This window comes from Ectopseudomonas khazarica, assembly GCF_017915135.1.
Taxonomy (GTDB): domain Bacteria; phylum Pseudomonadota; class Gammaproteobacteria; order Pseudomonadales; family Pseudomonadaceae; genus Aquipseudomonas; species Aquipseudomonas khazarica.
The window spans coordinates 5,308,264-5,327,341 of the sequence record NZ_CP068551.1 but is presented as its reverse complement, the minus strand read 5'-3'; the positions used below and the strand labels follow the sequence as shown (position 1 = coordinate 5,327,341).

Here is a 19,078-nt window from a genome sequence, read left to right as displayed (position 1 = left end):
GTTCTGCCGTGTCTCACTCCCTGTTGTATTGCTCCGTGCCACTCGCCCTGGCGTTTGCCGGCCTGGCCGTGGCCAGCGAAGACCCCGTCGACCTGCCCGGGCTGACCATCCAGGCCAAGGCCGCCGAGGAGGGCGAAACCGACCTGAATACGCCCACCAGCGCCGGTTCGCGGCTCGAGCTGTCGGCTCTGCAGACGCCGGCCAGCACCACCAGCCTGAGCGGCGCCGAGGTGCGCGGGCGCAACAACCGCAGCGTGCAGGATGCGGTGACCCGCACGCCGGGCATCAGCAGCATCGGCACGCCGGGTAACGGCGGTACCGCGCTGTCGGCGCGTGGCTTCACCGGCCATTCCGCGACCATGCAGCTGTACGACGGCACGCGCCAGTACGTCGGAGCCGGCACCGTGACCTTCCCGGTGGACACCTGGTCCGTGCAGCGTATCGATGTGCTGCGCGGCCCGGCTTCGGTGCTGTACGGCGAGGGCGCCACCGGCGCGGTGATCAACGTGGTGCCGAAGAAACCCTTCGCCGGTCCGATCCACAATCAGCTGCGCCTGGGTTACGGCAGCGACGACCGGCGGCAGATGGCGCTGGACAGCGGTGGCTCGCTGAGCGACGCGCTGAGCTATCGCTTCAACGTCAATCAGCAGGCCAGCAACGGCTGGGTGGACCGGGGCGACTCGAAGAGCCTGGCGTTCAGCGCCGCGCTGCGCTGGGAGGCGAGTGACGAGCTGAGCTTCACCCTGTCCCACGACCATGGCGACCAGGACCCCGAGCGCTACTTCGGCACCCCGCTGGTCAACGGCCATTACCGCGAGAGCCTGCGCGAGCACAACTACAACGTCGGCGACGCCGAGGTCCGCTACAACGACCAGATCACCCGCCTGGTGACCGACTGGCGCATCAACGATGCGCTGACGGCGAGCAACCAGCTCTACTACATCAAGACCCAGCGCTACTGGCGCAATGCCGAGTCCTACCGCTGGCAGCCCGGCGACCTGGTGCTGCGCAGTGACTTCTACGAGATCAAGCACACCCAGGAACAGGTCGGCGACCGTCAGAGCTTCACCCTGGACCACTCACTGTTCGGTCTCGACAGTCGCACCGTGGTGGGCGTGGACTACAACCGCATCCACTTCGCCCGTCAGCATGACTTTGCCAGCAGCTTCAGCGACAGCGTGCCGCTGGCGGGTTCTGGCGGTGGCCGCTACCAGAGCGACGATCCGCAGGGCTACGGCCCGCGCGAACGCAACCTGGCCCGGCAGTTCTCGCTGTTCGCCGAGAACCGCACGCAACTGAGCGAGCGCCTGTCGCTGGTGACCGGCGTGCGCCGCGACCAGGTGCATATCCAGCGCGACGACCTGCTCGGCGACAGCCGCGTCGACCGCAGCCTGAGCGGCGGCAACTGGCGCGCCGGCCTGGTGTTCGCCCTGACCCCGGAGCTGTCGCTGTACGGCCAGCATGCCACCAGCACCGAAGGGGTGAACAACCTGCTCACGCTCAGCCCCAGCCAGCAACAGTTCGACCTGAGCCGGGCCAGGCAGACCGAGGTCGGCCTCAAGCAGGCGTTCTGGAACGGTCAGGGCGAGTGGACGCTGGCCGCCTACCATATCGTCAAGAAGAAGCTGCTCAGCCGCGAGACCCCCAGCTCGCCCACCGAGCAGGTCGGCCAGCAGTCTGCCGACGGCCTCGAGGCCAGCCTGGAGCTGGCGCTGGGGCGCGGCTGGCAGGTATCGGCCAACGCGGCCTTCGTCCGTGCCGAGTACGACGACTTCGTCGAAGGCGGTGGCGAGCGCAGCGGCAATCGTCCGAGCAACGTACCCCGGCGCACCGCCAACCTGTGGTTGAACAAGGCGCTGGGGCCTGGCCTGGATATCGGTGTCGGCGCGCGTTATGTCGATGCCCGCTACGCCGACGCCGCCAACCAGATCGAGGTACCCGGCTACACCGTGGTCGACGCCAACATCGCCTGGCAGGCGCTGCCGGACGTGCGCCTGGGCCTGGAACTGAACAACCTGTTCGACCGCCAGTACGCCACCACCGCCAGCAGCGCGGGGCAGCAGTGGTACCTGGGTGCGCCGCGCTCGTTCTTCGTCACCGCGGATTACAGCTTCTGATGCAACGCCTGCGTATTCGCCAGCTGGCCTGGTCGCCCAACGGGCAGCAACCGCTGCTCGACGACATCGACCTCGACGTCGCTGACGGCGAGCTGCTTGGTCTGCTCGGCCCCAACGGCAGCGGCAAGACCAGCCTATTGCGCTGCGCCTATCGCTTCCAGCGGCCCAGCGCCGGCCGCGTCGAGCTGGATGGCGAGGCGCTGTGGCAGCGCTCGCCGCGCTGGTGTGCGCAGCGTGTGGCGGTGGTGCTGCAGGAGTTCCCGCAGGACTTCGGCCTGCGCGTGCATGAGGTCGCGGCCATGGGGCGCACGCCGCACAAGGGGCTGTTCGACAGCGACGATGCCGAGGACCAGCGCCTGGTCAGCGAGGCGCTGGCGCGGGTTGGTCTCGGCGAGCTGGCGCAGCAGCCGTTCGCCTGCCTGTCCGGCGGCGAGAAGCAGCGCGCGCTGCTGGCGCGGGCCCTGGTGCAGCAACCGCAGCTGCTGATCCTCGACGAGCCGACCAACCACCTCGACCCACGCTACCAGCTGGAGCTGCTGCGGCAGATCAAGGCGCTGGGGCTGGCGACCCTGGCCAGCTTTCACGACCTCAACCTGGCGGCGGCCTTCTGCGACCGTCTCTGCGTGCTCGACCGCGGGCGCCTGCTGGCGGTCGGAACGCCGGCCGAGGTGCTCACCGCCGAACTGCTGCAGCAGGTATTCGGCGTGCAGGCCCTGGTCGATACCCATCCACTGGCGGGTTACCCGCGCATTACCTGGATACTCTGATGACACGCCTCACCTCGACGCCAAGGCGCCTTCCATGTCGCCGTGTTTCGTTCCTCGTGGCAGCGGCTGCAGGGCTGCTGCTGGCCAGCAGCCCGAGCTGGGCCGTCACCGTGACCAGCTGCGACCGCCAGGTGACCATCGAGCGTCCGCCGCAACGCGCGGTCAGCCATGACATCAGCCTGACCGCCATGCTCCTGGAGCTGGGGTTGAAGGCGCGCATGGTCGGCTACAGCGGCGTCAGCGCCTGGAAGACGCCGGCGCCCGAACTGCAGGCCGATCTGGATGACCTGCCCGAGCTGGCGCCGCGCTACCCCTCGCTGGAAAACCTGCTGGATGCCGACGCCGACTTCTTCTTCGCCGGCTGGAACTACGGCATGCGCGTCGGTGGCGAAGTGACCCCGGCCAGCCTGGCGCGCTTCGGCATCCCGGTGTACGAGCTGAGCGAGTCCTGCGCGCATGTCATGCCCAATCGCGTTGCCAGCCTCGATGACGTCTACGGCGACCTGCGCAACCTCGGCCGCATCTTCGCCGTCGAGGCGCGTGCCGAGGGGCTGGTGCAGGGCATGCAGACGCGGGTGGCGGCGGTGCAGGCGCGCCTCGGCGAGCAGCCGCAACGGCCGCGCGTGTTCGTCTACGACAGCGGCGAGGACGTACCTTTCAGCGCCGGGCGACTGGGCATGCCGCAGTCGCTGATCGACGCCGCTGGCGGGCGCAACGTGATGGACGGGGTCGCCGGCAACTGGATGCAGGTCGGCTGGGAGGCCGTGGTCGAGCAGGACCCGCAATGGATCCTGATCGTCGACTATGGCGAGCGCAGCGCGGCGCAGAAGCGCGACTTCCTCATGCAGCATCCGGCGCTGCAGGGCGTCAGCGCGATCCGCCAGCAGCACTTCGTGGTGCTGCCCTACCTGGCGGTGACGCCGAGCCTGGACAACGCCGCCGCCATCGAGACCCTGGCCGCCGCGCTGCATCCCGAGGCCTTCGCACCGTGACGCGCCTGCGCCTGTTGCTGCTCGTGCTGGCGCTGCTGTTGCTGCTGTCGTGCGCCGTGTCGCTGGCGTTCGGGTCGGCGCAGGTGCCGCTCGAGCGTGTGCTGGCGATTCTCGGCCGGCACCTGTTCGGCATCCAGCCCGAGCAGGCGATCAGCGTCGGCCAGGACAGCATCGTCTGGCAGCTACGCGCGCCGCGAGTCCTGCTCGGCGCGCTGGTCGGCGCCGGGCTGGCCCTGGTCGGCACCGTGCTGCAGGCGGTCACCCGCAACCCGCTGGCCGACCCGCATCTGCTCGGGGTCAGCTCGGGAGCGGCGTTCGGTGCGGTGGTGGTGGTGCTCTACCTGGGTGAATTCGCCGGCGTCCTGAGCCTGCCGCTGGCCGCCTTCGTCGGCGCGCTGGCGAGCATGCTGCTGGTGCTGCTGATCGCCAATCGGGGCGGTCGCCTGCACAGCGACCGCCTGCTGCTGGCGGGGGTGGCGGTGTCCTTCGTGATGATGGCGGCGAGCAACCTGCTGCTCTACCTGGGCAACCCGCACGCGGCCAGCTCGGTGCTGTTCTGGATGCTCGGCGGCCTTGGCCTGGCGCGCTGGGAGCTGCTCTGGCTGCCGACGCTGTGCCTGGCCCTGGCGTTGCTGGTGCTGCTGGGGCTGGCCCGCGCGCTGAACGGCCTGATGGCCGGCGAGCAGAGCGCGGTGAGCCTGGGCCTGGAGCCGCGCCGTGTACGCCTGCTGGTGTTCGTGGTGGCGTCCCTGCTTACCGGCGTGCTGGTGTCGCTGTCCGGTGCCATCGGTTTCGTCGGGCTGATGCTGCCGCATGTGGCGCGTTTCCTGGTCGGTGCCGAGCACCGCCGCGTGCTGCCGGTGGCGGCACTGCTCGGCGCGCTGTTCCTGGTCTGGGTCGATGTCGCCGCGCGCACCTGGCTGGCGCCGCAGGACCTGCCCATCGGCATCGTCACCGCGGCCATCGGCGGGGTGTTCTTCGTGGCCCTGCTCAGGCGCCGCTAGTCAGCCACGTCATCCGCCCAGGAAGGACGACCCTGCCCGCCGCACGTCGACGGGCGCCACGATCTGCCCAGGACGTGCGCCGATCTGCAGGCCCGATGCAGTAAAATGGCCCGCGTGTCGATCCCGCGAGCCGTCCCATGCCTTTGCCGCAGCGCCATCGCTACCGTGTTCTGTTCACCGTTCTGGCGATTCTCGTCGGCCTGCTGCTGAGCGTCTGGCTGGGCGGGCGCTACGCCGAACGACGTGCCTGGGACGAGCGCAGCGCCGAAGCCCGTGGTCAGCTGCAGCTGTATGCCCAGTCCATCCGCACGCTGGTCGAGCGCTTCAGCTCGGTGCCCGAAGTGCTGGCGCTGGACAGCGACATCCGCAGCCTGTTGCGCGCGCCCCACGACCGCCAGTTGCGCCTGGCGCTGAATCAGCGGCTGGAGCGCCTGAACGCCGCTGCCGGCTCCACCGTGCTGTACCTGCTCGATGCCCGTGGGGAAACCCTGGTCGCCAGCAACTGGCGCGACTGGAGCAGCTTCGTCGGCAACAACTACGCCTTCCGTCCCTATTTCCAGAACGCCGTGCGCAACGGCGGCGCGCGTTACTTCGCGGTGGGCGTGACCACCGGGATTCCCGGCTACTTCCTGTCCCATGTGGTGCGCGGCGACGACGGCGAGCTGCTCGGCGTGCTGGTGGTCAAGCTGGAGCTGGAGGACCTGCAGCGCGAGTGGGTCGGGCAGCCCGGCGTGCTGCTGGTCGCCGATGGCTACCAGGTGGTGATCCTCAGCAACAAGCCGGCCTGGCGCTTCCGCGCGTTGCAGCCGCTGGACGAGCAGGCGCGCGCCGAGCTGGTGGAGGTACGCCGCTATGCCGAGCAGGCGCTGCAACCGCTGACGCATCGGGTGTACCGACGTATCGACGACGAGGCCGACTGGGCGCGTGTCGACGGCCCCGATGGCAATCACGATTACCTCTGGCAACGCCTGGTCATGCCCGACGAGGGCTGGACCCTGCACCTGCTCAGCGAGCCGGCCGGGCTGGCCGACAGCATCCGCAGCTACCGCCTGGCCGCCGCCGGGGTGTGGATGACGCTGGCCTTCCTCCTGCTGTTCCTCGCCCAGCGGCGCAAGAACCAGCGCCTGCAGGCCGGTATCCGCGAGCGCCTGGAACGTGAGGTGGCGCTGCGCACCGCCGAGCTGCGCGAAGCCCAGGACGGCCTGGTGCATGCCGCCAAGATGGCCGCACTGGGGCAGATGTCGGCCGCCCTGGCGCACGAGATCAACCAGCCGCTGACCGCCCTGCAGATGCAGCTCGGCAGCCTGCGCCTGTTGCTCGACAGTGGCCGGCCGGAGGCGGTGCACGAGGGCCTGCAACGCATCGATGGCCTGTTGCAGCGCATGGCCGCGCTGACCGGTCACCTGAAGACCTTCGCGCGCAAGACGCCGGCCGGTCTCAGCGAGCGCCTGTGCCTCGGCGACGTGCTGGAGCAGGCCCTGCAACTGCTGGCGCCGCGCATGCGCAGCGAGCAGGTGGAGCTGCGCACCCAGGTCGACAGCGAGGCCGAAGTGCTCGGGGACGCCATCCGCATCGAGCAGGTGATACTCAACCTGCTGCACAACGCCCTCGACGCCATGCTCGACAGCGATTCGCGCATCCTCCTGGTACGCATCTTCCGTGACGGCGCCGCCTGTGTGCTGAGCGTCGAGGACAGTGGCGGCGGTATCGCCGAAGAGGCCCTCGGCCGAGTCTTCGAACCCTTCTTCACCACCAAGCCGGTGGGCCAGGGCCTGGGGCTCGGGCTGGCGGTGTCCTACGGTATCGTCCGCGACCTCGGCGGCATGCTCGAGGCGCACAACGGCGAGCGCGGCGCGGTGTTCACCCTGAAGCTGCCGAGCGCACCCTGATACCTGTGGGTGAGGCGTCATTCACCCTGCGCCGAGCCCTCGTAGGAGCGGCTTCAGCCGCGAACGGCCGCTGGCCAACGCCGCTCCTGCGGGTTCTTCTCCTGACGCTGCGGGTGGTCTCAGGAGATCGCTTCCGGGCTACACTGCCTGCCGTTTTCCTCAGGAGGTGTCATGAGCGCTCAGGTCATAGTGGTCGACGACGAAGCGGCGATTCGCGAGGCGGTCCAGCAGTGGCTGGAGCTGTCCGGCTTCACGGTGCGCACCTGTGCCAGCGCGGCCGAGGCCCTGGCCCTGGTCGACCGTGACTTTCCCGGTATCGTCGTCAGCGACGTGCGCATGCCCGGCAGTGACGGCCTGCAACTGCTCGACAGGCTGCTGCAGGTGGACACCGACCTGCCGGTGATCCTGGTCACCGGCCATGGCGATGTGCCGATGGCGGTGCAGGCGTTGCGCCAGGGTGCCTATGACTTCATCGAGAAACCCTTCACCCCCGAACGCCTGCTCGACAGCGTGCGGCGTGCCCTGGACAAGCGCCGGCTGGTCTGCGAGAACCGCCAGCTGCGCCAGCAGGTCGCCGACAAGGGGCGCATCGAGAGCCAGCTGATCGGCATGTCGCGCTCGATGGAAAACCTGCGCCGGCAGATCCTCGAGCTGGCTGGCACCTCGGTCAACGTGCTGATCCGTGGTGAAACCGGCAGCGGCAAGGAGCGCGTGGCGCGCTGCCTGCACGATTTCAGCCCGCGCGCCGGCAAGGCCTTCGCTGCGCTGAACTGCGCGGCGATCCCCGAGACCATCTTCGAGAGCGAACTGTTCGGCCATGAGAGCGGCGCCTTCACCGGCGCGCAGGCCAAGCGCATCGGTCGCATCGAGCATGCCGACGGCGGCACCCTGTTCCTCGACGAGGTGGAGAGCCTGCCGCTGGCGCAGCAGGTCAAGCTGCTGCGCGTGCTGCAGGAAAAGACCCTGGAACGCCTGGGCTCGAACAAGAGCATCCAGGTCGACCTGCGGGTGATCAGCGCGGCCAAGCCGGACCTGCTCGACGAGGTCAGGGCAGGCCGCTTCCGCGAGGACCTGGTGTACCGCCTCAACGTGGCCACCCTGCATATCCCGCCGCTGCGCGAACGGCGCGAGGACATCCCGCTGCTGTTCGAGCATTTCGCCCAGGAGGCGGCCCGTCGGCATGGCCGCGAGGCGCCGCCGCTGGCGCCCAGCGAGCTGGCGCGTCTGCTCGGGCATGACTGGCCGGGCAACGTGCGCGAGCTGATCAACGCCGCCGAGCGCCATGCCCTGGGCCTGTCCAGCCCGCCCCCGGCGGAGCGTTTCGCCGGCCAGGCGCTGGCGCAGCAGATGGAGGCCTTCGAGGCGCAATGCCTGCACAACGCGCTGCTGCACTGCCAGGGCAACATCACGGCGGTGATGGAGATGCTGCAGCTGCCGCGGCGCACCCTCAACGAGAAAATGCAGCGCCACGGTCTGTCGCGCGGCGACTACCTGCCCGGCGGCGAGGAATGACAGCGGCGCTGGCGATGTGGCTGGCCGCCTGGCCCGGGGCAAGCCGTGGAAACAACCTGATCCGGGCGGGTCTTTCATCCAGGCTCATGCGATAAGCGGATTTCTGCCGACGCCGTCACAGGTGTCGGCGGTTTCTCGCTCAGTGACCGTCTGGTCGCTGGATAGAACCCCTCTACCTCGGGCCTTTCGCGCCCTGGCACGGCATCTGCTATAGCCATGGCAGCCGCGCCGCATCCTGCCGACGTGGCGACCATAACAACGACAAGAGGTCAGCCCATGAACTGCCACGCCCCCCGTACCCTGCTGCACGCGCTGTTCAGCATGGGCCGCCTCTGCACCGCGCTCGCCGCGGCTCTTGTCCAACGCTGCACCCTGCGCTGCTGATCGCGCACCGCCGATGACGCCAGGCCGGCGTCGTCTAGAGTGAAACTCTGCATAAAGCCATAACAACGACGGAGATACTTCCATGCGACTGACCAAGAAAATCAGCCTGTTCGCCGCTGCCGCGGCCATCACTGCCAGCACCGCCGTGCTCGCTGCGCCGACCTTCATCAACGTGCTCACAGGCGGTACCAGTGGCGTGTACTACCCGATCGGCGTCGCCCTGTCGCAGCTGTACACCAATGGCATCGAAGGCTCCAAGACCTCGGTCCAGGCGACCAAGGCCTCAGTGGAAAACCTCAACCTGCTGCAGGCGGGTCGTGGCGAACTGGCCTTCGCTCTCGGTGACTCGGTAGCCGATGCCTGGAACGGCGTGGAAGACGCGGGCTTCAAGGCGCCGCTGAAGAAGCTGCGGGCCATCGCCGGCACCTACCCGAACTACATCCAGATCGTGGCCAACGCCGAATCCGGCATCAAGAGCCTGGAAGATCTCAAGGGCAAGCGCATCTCCGTCGGTGCGCCGAAGTCCGGCACCGAGCTGAACGCCCGCGCCATCTTCAAGGCCGCCGGCCTGAGCTACGAGGACATGGGCAAGGTTGAATTCCTGCCGTACGCCGAGTCGGTCGAGCTGATCAAGAACCGCCAGCTGGACGCCACCCTGCAGTCGTCCGGTCTGGGCATGGCCGCCATCCGCGACCTGGCCTCGACCATGAAGATCAGCTTCGTCTCCATCCCGGCCGACGTGACCGCGAAGATCGACAACGCTGCCTACCAGGCCGCCACCATCCCGGCCGGCACCTACGACGGTCAGGACGCTGACGTGCCCACCGTAGCCATCACCAACATCCTGGTCAGCCACGAAGGCGTCTCCGATGACGTGGCCTACCAGATGACCAAACTGATGTTCGACAACCTCGACCGCCTGGGCACCGCCCACTCCGCGGCCAAGGACATCAAGCTGGAAACCGCTACCAAGAACCTGCCGATCCCGCTGCATCCGGGTGCCGAGCGCTACTACAAAGAAGTCGGCGCGCTGTAATCACGGCCTGGGCCACGGCGCGCGCGCCGTGGCTCCTGCTACAGAATCGCGAATAAAACCGGCGTTCATGGACGGTGGGTTTTGTTGGCGACTCTGCCCCGTATCGAAGTAGTCATGAGGTTTGCACTCCATGAGTGAACAGAACAACGGCCTGTCCGCCAGTCCGTCCGACTGGCCGAAGGCGCTCTTCGCCGTCGCGCTGCTGTTTTCCATCTTCCAGATCGTCACGGCGGCGTTCCACCCGGTGTCGACCCAGGTGCTGCGTGCGGTGCACGTGGGCTTCCTGCTGCTGCTGGTGTTCATCAGCTACCCGGCGCTGGGCAAGGGCCGTCCGTGGCAGCCGCTGGCCTGGCTGCTGGGCCTGGCCGGCATGGCCACGGCCATCTACCAGTGGTACTTCGAGGCGGACCTGATCCAGCGTTCGGGTGACCTGACCAGCGCCGACATGGTCATCGGCCTGACCCTGGTGGTGCTGGTGTTCGAAGCCGCGCGCCGGGTCATGGGCATCGCCCTGCCGATCATCTGCGCGCTGTTCCTGGCCTACGGCATGCTCGGCCAGTACCTGCCGGGCGACCTGGTGCACCGCGGCTATGGCATCGATCAGCTGGTCAACCAGCTGTCGTTCGGCACCGAAGGCCTGTACGGCACGCCGACCTACGTCTCGGCCACCTACATCTTCCTGTTCATCCTGTTCGGCGCCTTCCTCGAGCAGGCCGGGATGATCAAGCTGTTCACCGACTTCGCCATGGGCCTGTTCGGTCACAAGGTCGGCGGCCCGGCCAAGGTCTCGGTGGTGTCGTCCGCGCTGATGGGCACCATCACCGGTTCCGGCGTGGCCAACGTGGTCACCACCGGCCAGTTCACCATCCCGCTGATGAAGCGCTTCGGCTACCGCCCGGCCTTCGCCGGTGGTGTCGAGGCCACCTCGTCGATGGGCAGCCAGATCATGCCGCCGATCATGGGCGCCGTGGCCTTCATCATGGCCGAGACCATCAACGTGCCGTTCTTCGAGGTGGCCAAGGCCGCGCTGATCCCGGCGCTGCTGTACTTCGGCTCGGTGTTCTGGATGGTTCACCTGGAGGCCAAGCGTGCCAACCTGCGCGGTCTGCCCAAGGACGAATGCCCGAACCCGTGGAAGTCCGTACGTGAGCGCTGGTTCCTGCTGATCCCGCTGTCCATCCTCATCTACCTGCTGTTCTCCGGGCGCACGCCGCTGTTCTCCGGTACCGTCGGCCTGGCGCTGACCGCCATGGTCATCCTCGGCTCGGCGATCATCCTGCAGGTGTCGTCCAAGATCATGCGCTTCGCCTTCTGGATCGCCCTGGGCGTGCTCTGCGCCGGCTTCTTCCAGCTGGGGATCGGCGTGGTGTTCGGCGTCATCGCCGTGCTGGTGGCGGTGTGCTGGTTCGTCAAGGGCGGTCGCGACACCCTGACCCTGTGCCTGCACGCGCTGGTCGAGGGCGCTCGCCATGCGGTGCCGGTCGGTATCGCCTGCGCCCTGGTCGGGGTGATCATCGGCGTGGTGTCGCTGACCGGCGTGGCGTCGACCTTCGCCGGCTACATCCTCGCCATCGGCCAGGACAACCTGTTCCTGTCGCTGGTGCTGACCATGCTCACCTGCCTGGTGCTGGGCATGGGCATTCCGACCATCCCCAACTACATCATCACCAGCTCGATCGCCGCCCCGGCGCTGCTCGACCTCGGCGTACCGCTGATCGTCTCGCACATGTTCGTCTTCTACTTCGGCATCATGGCTGACCTCACGCCGCCGGTGGCGCTGGCCTGCTTCGCGGCCGCGCCGATCGCCAAGGAGCGTGGCCTGAAGATCAGCCTGTGGGCGGTGCGCATCGCCATCGCCGGCTTCGTCGTGCCGTACATGGCGGTCTACTCGCCGGCGCTGATGCTGCAGGGCGACAGCCTGCTGGCCACCTTCTACGTGGTGTTCAAGGCCGCGCTGGCCATCGGCATCTGGGGCGTGGTGTTCACCGGCTTCCTGCAGGCCAAGCTGAGCTGGTGGGAGCGCATCCTGGGCCTGGCGGCGGGCACCAGCCTGATTCTCGCCACGCCGATCAGCGATGAGCTGGGCTTCGCCCTCAGCGCGCTGTTCATCGGCCAGCACTTCTGGCGCGCGCGTCGCGCCGAGGTGGCGGCGGCGTGATCGGTCTCTGTCTGGGACTGGCCGGGGCGGTGTGGGCGGAGCTGCCCACCGCCGAGTTCACCCTGGCCTGGACCCACACCATCGAGAAGATCCGCTGGGAAGAGGATTACCGCGTCACCGCCGAGGGCCTGCTCCTCGGCGAGGCGCGGGTCAAGGGTTCCGGCGCCGGGATGGAAATTCCCGATGGCGCCGAACTGCGCAATGGCAGCTGGCACTACCAGCGTCAGCTACCGCCTTTGCAACCCCTGCGAGTCGGGCGTACGCCCGAAGCCGGGGATTACCAACTGTGTATCGACCAGCGTTGTCGCCCGATGAGCGACTGGCTCGGCCCGCCAAAAGCGAGCCAGCCGGCGTTGGAACTCTGGAGCTGCGAGCTGAGCTCCCCTGCGCCTGACGCAGGCTAGGTTCGCCCGAGCGGACCCATGCTCCCGGCGCCACAAGTGCCGGCTGAAAAAGAAGGAAACCCCCATGCGGTGCAAGCCGGTGGGGGTTTTGTTCGTCTGCGGCTACGCTTGAGCAATGCCCCGTTCGAGGAGACCCGTCATGCACCCTGTCTTTCGCTTCGCCCTGCCGTTCGCCCTCTGCCTGTCACCGACCCTGGCCAGCGCGCTGGATATCCAGCCCGGCGTCTGGGAGGTCAGCTCGCACAACATGCAGGTCGGCGGCCAGGCCATGCCGGCGATGGAGGAGATGCTGGCGCAGTTGCAGAACCTGCCGCCGGAGCAGCGCCAGATGATGGAGAACATGCTGGCCGAACAGGGCATCAGGCTCGGCGCGGGTGGTGTGCAGATGTGCCTCACCGCCGAGCAGATCAAGGCCCAGGACATTCCCCTGCACGACCCCGAGTCCGGTTGCCGCAACGAGGTCCTCGAACGCAGCGCGACGCTGTGGAAGTTTCGCTTCACCTGCCCGGATGCCCAGGGCGAAGGGGAGACGCGCTTCGTCAGCGACAAGGAATTCACCACCCAGGTCAGCGGTACCTACAACGGCCAGCCGAGCAGCATGGAGAGCCGGGCGCGCTGGGTCGGCGCGGACTGTGCCGTGCTCAAGCGCTAGATTTCACAGGCCGTGGCGCAGGCGAATGGCCTCGACCTGTTCGCTGCGCTCCTCCAGGAAGCGGTTGAAGGCCTCGATCACCTGCGGGTAGCGGATGCTCGACAGGTAGTAGTGGTCTTCCACGTGCGGCAGCTGCGGGTCGAGCACCAGCGCCTGCTCCGCCAGGTCCATCAGGCGCAGCTGGTGGGCCACCACGCGGGGGTTGAGGTAGACCGCGTCGACCCGGTCATTGATGGCCATGAGCAGCAGCGACTCGATCTGGTTGGCCTGGATCAGCTTGATACGTCCGGCGTGGATCTCCGTCAGGTACGGCCAGGGGGTGAAACCGTTCTGCGTGCCGAGCAGGCGGATACGCGCCACGCCCTGGCCGAGCTGCTGCGGCTTGACCAGGATGCCGTCGACATAGGGCGCCGCCGGGCGGCTGTAGTGGATGGCGTGGCCGGCCTTCTGGTCGGCGTTCCACTGCGGGTGGTCGGGGAACTTCAGGTCGACCCGCCCGCCGAGGAAATCCCCCAGCAGACGCCTCACCGGCAGTGGCACGTAGACGAAGCGGTAGCCGTGCTCGGCGGCAAAGGCATCCAGCAGGTCGCGCGCATAGCCACGGTATTCGCCGTTCTCCACGTCGGAATAGGGCTGGTAGGGCTGCAGTTCCACGCCGACACGAATCACCTCCTGCGCCAGGCAGGGCAGGGCGAGTAGGCAGAGGCAGAACAGCTGGGCGAGGCGCGTCTTCATGGGGCAGTGCCAAGGGCGGCAGACTCCATAACCATAGTCGTGCCGCGAGGCCTGTTCAAAGTCGCGCCGGCAGGCGCCCGGGGTGGCGAAAGTGCGCGATATAGCAGTGAACGGGCAGGTTTCAGGCTTCTCAGAGGATGGGCGAGATCAGCCGCGCCACGCGCATGCCCAGTTGCTGCAGGCGGTGCAGGTTGCGGCGGTCGGCATTGACCAGCTCGCGCGAGCGGCTGAAATCCGCCTCCAGCATCTGAGCGACCTCGGCGTTGAAGCCTGCGTCGACTATCAGCAGGCTGGCCTCGAAATTCAGGCGGAAGGAGCGGTTGTCCAGGTTGGCGCTGCCCAGCACGCAGGCGTCGTGGTCGATCAGCAGCGCCTTCTGGTGCAGGAAGCCCGGCTGGTAGCGCAACACGCGCACCCCGGCGCGCAGCGCCTCGAAGGCGTACAGGCTGGACGCGGCATAGACGATACGGTGGTCGGGGCGCGCCGGCAGCAGCAGGCGCACGTCCACCCCGCGCATCACGGCCAGGCGCAGGGCGGCGAACAGGGCTTCGTCGGGGACGAAATACGGGCTGCTCAGCCACACGCGTTCGCGCGCGGCGTGGATCGCCTCGACGAACATCAGCGAGCAGGTTTCCTGGGCGTCGGCCGGACCGCTGGCGATCACCTGGCAGAGCACGCCGGGTTCGTCCTGCTTGCTCGGCATCAGCAGCGGCGGCAGCTTCTGGCAGGCCCAGTACCAGTCTTCGGCGAAGGCCTCCTGCAGGCTGGCCACCACCGGCCCGCGCACTTCCACGTGGGTGTCGCGCCAGGGCGCCAGCGGCGGCTTCTGCCCGAGGTATTCGACGCCGACATTGAGGCCGCCGAGAAAGCCGATCTCGCCATCGACCACGACGATCTTGCGGTGGTTGCGGAAGTTCAGCTGGAAGCGATTGAACAGGCCGGAGCGGGTGGGGAAGGCGTGCACCTGGACGCCACCCCGGCGCAGCCGATCGATGAAGGCGCCGGACAGCGCATGGCTGCCGACGCCGTCGTACAGCACGTGCACCTGCACCCCGGCTGCGGCGCGCTCGAGCAGGATGTCATGCAGGCGGCGACCGAGGCTGTCGTCGCGGATGATGAAGAACTGCAGCAGGATCACCTGCCGGGCGCCGGCCAGCGCATCGAGCATCGCCGCGAAGGTGGCTTCGCCGTCGATCAGCAACTGCACCCGGTTGCCGGTCAGGCCGGGCAGGTGCGACAGGCGCGGCAGAGCCCGCAGGCGTGCATAGGCGGGCGACAGGTGCGCCGCCTTGGCTTCCTCGACCCAGGGCCGCCAGTCCTGCTCGGCCATGGCCAGGTGCATTTCCCTGTCGGCCTGGCGGCGTGCCTTGACGTAGGCGTCGAAGCGGCTGCGGCCGAACACCAGGTACGGCAGCAGCGTCAGGTAGGGCATGAAGAACAGCGACAGTCCCCAGGCCAGGGCGCCCTGGGCGGTACGTACGGTCAGCACGGCATGGATCGCGGCCAGCATGCCGAGGGCGTGGATGCTGGCGATCAGGTAGGCGAACAGGTGGGGAATGCCGAAATCCGCAGGCATGCAGGGTCTTCCTTTGCACGGGCTGTGTGCAGCTGACCACGGGGGTTACGCAGCGTTCGATGGTCATCCTGCCATGGCCATCCAGGGAATGGCAGTGCCAGGCAGATGGCCAGCTTCCGGGGAATTATTCGAGGCTTTCACGTGTCTTGGATTCTGAGTGAGCGGAATTCATGTGTTACCCTTTCCCGTTCGACCCGAGTGTGGGTCGTCTTTAATTGGAGGAGGGCATCCGTCCTGTTCACGCTCGTCTAGCGAGTCAAACGCATCAAGGAGCACGCCACGTATGGGAAACGTCCCTTCGCATGACATGACCCCGCCACCCGCAGCGGAAACCCACGAGGGCATCCCGGCACCGACCGGTGAAGCCAACCTGATCGACACCGATTACGTCATCGGTCAGGACAACATCAAAGGGCAGTTCGTCTTCGCCCTCGACATCCATGGCAAGGTCTTCACCATTTCCGCGCTGGTCGCGGTGATTTTCGTGATCCTGGCCCTGGCTCTGCAGAACCAGATCGAACCGCTGTTCAGCGGCGTGCGCGACTGGCTCACCCACCACATGGCCTGGTTCTTCATCGGCGCCGCCAACATCTTCGTCCTGCTCTGCCTCGCGCTGATCGTCTCGCCATTGGGCAAGGTGCGTATCGGCGGCAAGGAAGCGACCCCCGACTACACCTACATGGGCTGGTTCTCCATGCTGTTCGCCGCCGGCATGGGCATCGGCCTGATGTTCTACGGTGTGTCCGAACCCATGTCGCACTACAGCTCGTCGATCGCCGGCATCACCGTGGGTGAAGACGGCGTGCGCACCGACTGGGCACCGCTGGGCGGGGCCGAAGGCAACGCCGAGGAAGCGGTGCGCCTGGGCATGGCCGCGACCATCTTCCACTGGGGCCTGCACCCCTGGGCGATCTACGCCATCGTCGCCCTGGCCCTGGCGCTGTTCTCGTTCAACAAGGGCCTGCCGCTGTCGATCCGTTCGATCTTCTACCCGATCCTCGGTGAGCGCGTGTGGGGTTGGCCGGGGCACATCGTCGACATCCTCGCGGTGTTCGCCACCCTGTTCGGCCTGGTCACTTCGCTGGGCCTGGGTGCCGAGCAGGCGGCCGCCGGGGTGGAGTACCTGTTCGGCATTCCGGCCACGGACACCACCAAGGTGCTGCTGATCATCGCCATCACCATGATCGCCCTGGCCTCGGTCGTCGCCGGCCTGGACAAGGGGGTCAAGCGCCTGTCGGAGATCAACATGGCCCTGGCCATGGCCCTGTTGCTGTTCGTCATCATCGCCGGGCCGACCCTGGTGATCTTCACCGACTTCTTCAAGAACCTCGGTGCCTACCTGCAGTACCTGCCGGCGCTGTCCAATCCGGTCGGGCGCGAGGACGCCAACTTCAGCCAGGGCTGGACGGCGTTCTACTGGGCCTGGTGGATCAGCTGGTCGCCGTTCGTGGGCATGTTCATCGCGCGGGTCAGCCGTGGCCGAAGCGTGCGTGAGTTCCTCATCGCCGTGCTGCTGGTGCCGTCGCTGGTGTCGGTGCTGTGGATGACCGCCTTCGGCGGCACCGCCATCAATCAGCTGCTGGTGGACGGTTTCACCGGTGCGCAGGATGCCGGCCTGGAGCTGAAGCTGTTCAGCATGCTCGGTGAGATGCCGCTGACCGGCATCACCTCGTTCATCGGCATCGTGCTGGTGGTGGTGTTCTTCATCACCTCGTCGGACTCCGGCTCGCTGGTGATCGACACCATCACCGCCGGCGGCAAGGTCAACGCACCGGTACCGCAGCGCGTGTTCTGGGCCAGCATCGAGGGTGTCATCGCCATCGCCCTGCTGCTCGGTGGCGGTCTGGTGGCGTTGCAGGCGATGGCCGTGTCGACGGGCCTGCCGTTCACCATCGTGCTGCTGGTGGGTTGCATCTCCATCGTCAAGGGGCTGATGAGCGAGCCGCGCTGAGCAGGCTGCTCGCCGTTGCCAAAAGCGCGCCTTCGGGCGCGCTTTTTCGTTCCCGGGTAACGGGTCGTTAATGGGAAAACCCGCGGCGTTCCCGCGGTGCAGGCCGCTTTTTCCTTCTGCTAGCGTCGGCTTCCGCGATTCGCAGTCCCTGCGCGCGCCCTAGAAAAAGAAGGAGCAGCCCCTTGAGCCAAGGCCCCGTACCCCGCAACAACGACTCATCCGCAGACGGTATTCCCGCCCCGAGTGGTGCCGTCACCCTCATCGACACCGACTACGTGGTCGGCCAGGACAACATCCGTGGCCGCTACCTGGTCAATCTCGACATCCATGGCGTGGTCTTCCTGATCTCGGCGGTGACCGCATTCATCTTCGTCGCGCTGGCGCTGGCCATGCACGACCAGATCGAGCCGCTGTTCAAGGCCGTGCGTGACTGGCTGACGGTGCACCTGTCGTGGTTCTTCATCGGCTCGGCCAACATCTTCGTGCTGCTGTGCCTGGGGCTGATCGTGTCGCCGCTGGGCAAGGTGCGCCTCGGCGGTACGCTGGCGCGCCCCGATTACTCGTACTTCTCCTGGTTCGCCATGCTGTTCGCCGCCGGCATGGGCATCGGCCTGATGTTCTACGGCGTGGCCGAGCCGATGTCGCACTACGGCACGGCCCTGGGCGGCACCAGCGTGGACGCCAACGGCGTGCGCACCGACTGGGCGCCGCTGGGTGCCGCTGCGGGCGACTCCGCCGAGGCGGCGCGCCTGAGCATGGCCACCACCATCTTCCACTGGGGCCTGCACCCCTGGGCGGTGTATGCCATCGTCGCCCTGGCGCTGGGCCTGTTCGCCTTCAACAAGGGCCTGCCGCTGTCGTTCCGCTCGATCTTCTTCCCGCTGCTCGGTGAGCGCGTCTGGGGCTGGCCGGGCCACCTGATCGACATCCTCGCGGTGTTCGCCACCCTGTTCGGCCTGGTCACCTCGCTGGGCCTGGGCGCCGAGCAGGCCACTGCGGGCCTGCACGCGCTGTTCGGCCTGCCGGCCGATACCACCACCAAGGTGTTGCTGATCACGGTGATCACCCTGATCGCCCTGTGCTCGGTGCTGACCGGCGTGGACAAGGGGGTCAAGCGCCTGTCGGAGATCAACATGGGCCTGGCCCTGGCGCTGCTGCTGTTCGTGCTGCTCGCCGGGCCGACCGCTCTGCTGCTGACCGGCGTGCTGGACAACCTGGTTGCCTACCTGCAGTACCTGCCGGCGCTGTCCAACCCGGTCGGGCGCGAGGACGCCAACTTCAGCCAGGGCTGGACGGCGTTCTACTGGGCCTGGTGGATCAGCTGGTCGCCGTTCGTGGGCATGTTCATCGCGCGGGTCAGCCGTGGCCGCACCGTGCGCGAATTCCTCACGGCCGTGCTGCTGGTGCCGTCGCTGGTGTCGGTGATCTGGATGAGTACCTTCGGCGGGACCGCGCTGCACCAGGCCCTCGGCGGCCTCACCGAACTGCAGCAGGCGGCCCTGGAGCTGAAGATGTTCGTCATGCTCGATCAGCTGCCGATCAGCGCCATCAGCTCGTTCGCCGCGATCGTCCTGGTGGTGCTGTTCTTCATCACCTCGTCGGACTCCGGCTCGCTGGTGATCGACACCATCACCGCTGGCGGCAAGATCAACGCACCGGTCTCGCAGAAGATGTTCTGGGTGATCATGGAAGGCGCCCTGGCCGTCGCGCTGCTGCTTGGCGGTGGCCTGGTGGCCCTGCAGGCGATGGCGGTGTCGACCGGCCTGCCGTTCACCGTGGTGCTGCTGGTCGGCTGCGTGGCGATCATCAAGGGGCTGAGCAGCGAGCCGCGCTGAGCGGCCGCTGGCCCTCTTCCGATACTGGGAGAGGGCTTCCCCCGGCAGCAACGAAAACGCCGCGAA

At 67.5% G+C, this 19,078-nt stretch carries 14 protein-coding genes; 12 read left to right on the top strand and 2 right to left on the bottom strand.

From position 1 onward, the window contains the following. Positions 1–8 precede the first annotated feature (8 nt). The 10 genes from JLK41_RS25035 to JLK41_RS24990 all read left to right on the top strand — a co-directional run bounded on the left by JLK41_RS25035 (position 9) and on the right by JLK41_RS24990 (position 12,915). Positions 9–2,117 carry a TonB-dependent receptor gene (locus JLK41_RS25035; protein WP_210390074.1) on the top strand — a complete coding sequence of 703 codons (2,109 nt, stop codon included), beginning with the start codon at positions 9–11 and terminating at the stop codon, positions 2,115–2,117. Continuing rightward, positions 2,117–2,884, top strand: coding sequence for an ABC transporter ATP-binding protein (locus tag JLK41_RS25030; RefSeq protein WP_134676593.1), 768 nt, complete (start codon positions 2,117–2,119; stop codon positions 2,882–2,884). Before JLK41_RS25035 ends, JLK41_RS25030 begins: the two co-directional genes overlap by 1 nt. Beyond that, positions 2,884–3,876, top strand: a complete 993-nt coding sequence (locus tag JLK41_RS25025) for an ABC transporter substrate-binding protein (protein ID WP_210390073.1) — start codon at positions 2,884–2,886, stop codon at positions 3,874–3,876. The genes JLK41_RS25030 and JLK41_RS25025 overlap by 1 nt, the downstream gene beginning before the upstream one ends. Continuing rightward, complete coding sequence (locus JLK41_RS25020; RefSeq protein ID WP_037054673.1) at positions 3,873–4,880, top strand: FecCD family ABC transporter permease; 1,008 nt, start codon at positions 3,873–3,875, stop codon at positions 4,878–4,880. Before JLK41_RS25025 ends, JLK41_RS25020 begins: the two co-directional genes overlap by 4 nt. Before the next feature lie 137 nt (positions 4,881–5,017). Beyond that, positions 5,018–6,769, top strand: a complete 1,752-nt coding sequence (locus tag JLK41_RS25015) for a sensor histidine kinase (protein ID WP_150607255.1) — start codon at positions 5,018–5,020, stop codon at positions 6,767–6,769. A 171-nt stretch (positions 6,770–6,940) separates the two neighbouring features. Continuing rightward, positions 6,941–8,281, top strand: a complete 1,341-nt coding sequence (locus JLK41_RS25010) for a sigma-54-dependent transcriptional regulator (protein WP_134676591.1) — start codon at positions 6,941–6,943, stop codon at positions 8,279–8,281. Positions 8,282–8,747: 466 nt separating this feature from the next. Beyond that, positions 8,748–9,701 (top strand): TAXI family TRAP transporter solute-binding subunit, encoded by a 954-nt coding sequence (locus JLK41_RS25005; RefSeq protein WP_037054668.1) that lies wholly within the window; start codon positions 8,748–8,750, stop codon positions 9,699–9,701. Between the two features lie 130 nt (positions 9,702–9,831). Beyond that, positions 9,832–11,859 (top strand): TRAP transporter permease, encoded by a 2,028-nt coding sequence (locus JLK41_RS25000; protein ID WP_210390072.1) that lies wholly within the window; start codon positions 9,832–9,834, stop codon positions 11,857–11,859. Next, positions 11,856–12,263 (top strand): DUF1850 domain-containing protein, encoded by a 408-nt coding sequence (locus JLK41_RS24995; protein ID WP_037054664.1) that lies wholly within the window; start codon positions 11,856–11,858, stop codon positions 12,261–12,263. Before JLK41_RS25000 ends, JLK41_RS24995 begins: the two co-directional genes overlap by 4 nt. A gap of 139 nt (positions 12,264–12,402) precedes the next feature. Further along, positions 12,403–12,915: a DUF3617 domain-containing protein gene (locus JLK41_RS24990; RefSeq protein WP_134676589.1), complete on the top strand. Its 513-nt coding sequence runs from the start codon at positions 12,403–12,405 to the stop codon at positions 12,913–12,915. 3 nt (positions 12,916–12,918) lie between these two features. On the opposite strand, the gene JLK41_RS24985 is transcribed toward JLK41_RS24990, so the two are convergent. Both JLK41_RS24985 and cls read right to left on the bottom strand, forming a co-directional pair. Continuing rightward, the gene (locus JLK41_RS24985) at positions 12,919–13,650 is read right to left on the bottom strand and encodes a substrate-binding periplasmic protein (protein WP_037054660.1); all 732 of its coding nucleotides are present in this window, start codon (positions 13,648–13,650) and stop codon (positions 12,919–12,921) included. Positions 13,651–13,780: 130 nt separating this feature from the next. Continuing rightward, entirely contained in the window at positions 13,781–15,226 is a 1,446-nt protein-coding gene (gene cls, locus JLK41_RS24980) for a cardiolipin synthase (protein ID WP_134676588.1), read from the bottom strand. A gap of 283 nt (positions 15,227–15,509) precedes the next feature. Between cls and JLK41_RS24975 the strand changes: the two genes are divergently transcribed. Then, positions 15,510–17,177, top strand: a complete 1,668-nt coding sequence (locus tag JLK41_RS24975) for a BCCT family transporter (RefSeq protein WP_210390071.1) — start codon at positions 15,510–15,512, stop codon at positions 17,175–17,177. Positions 17,178–17,359: 182 nt separating this feature from the next. After that, positions 17,360–19,012 carry a BCCT family transporter gene (locus tag JLK41_RS24970; protein ID WP_210390070.1) on the top strand — a complete coding sequence of 551 codons (1,653 nt, stop codon included), beginning with the start codon at positions 17,360–17,362 and terminating at the stop codon, positions 19,010–19,012. The last annotated feature ends 66 nt before the right edge of the window (positions 19,013–19,078 follow it).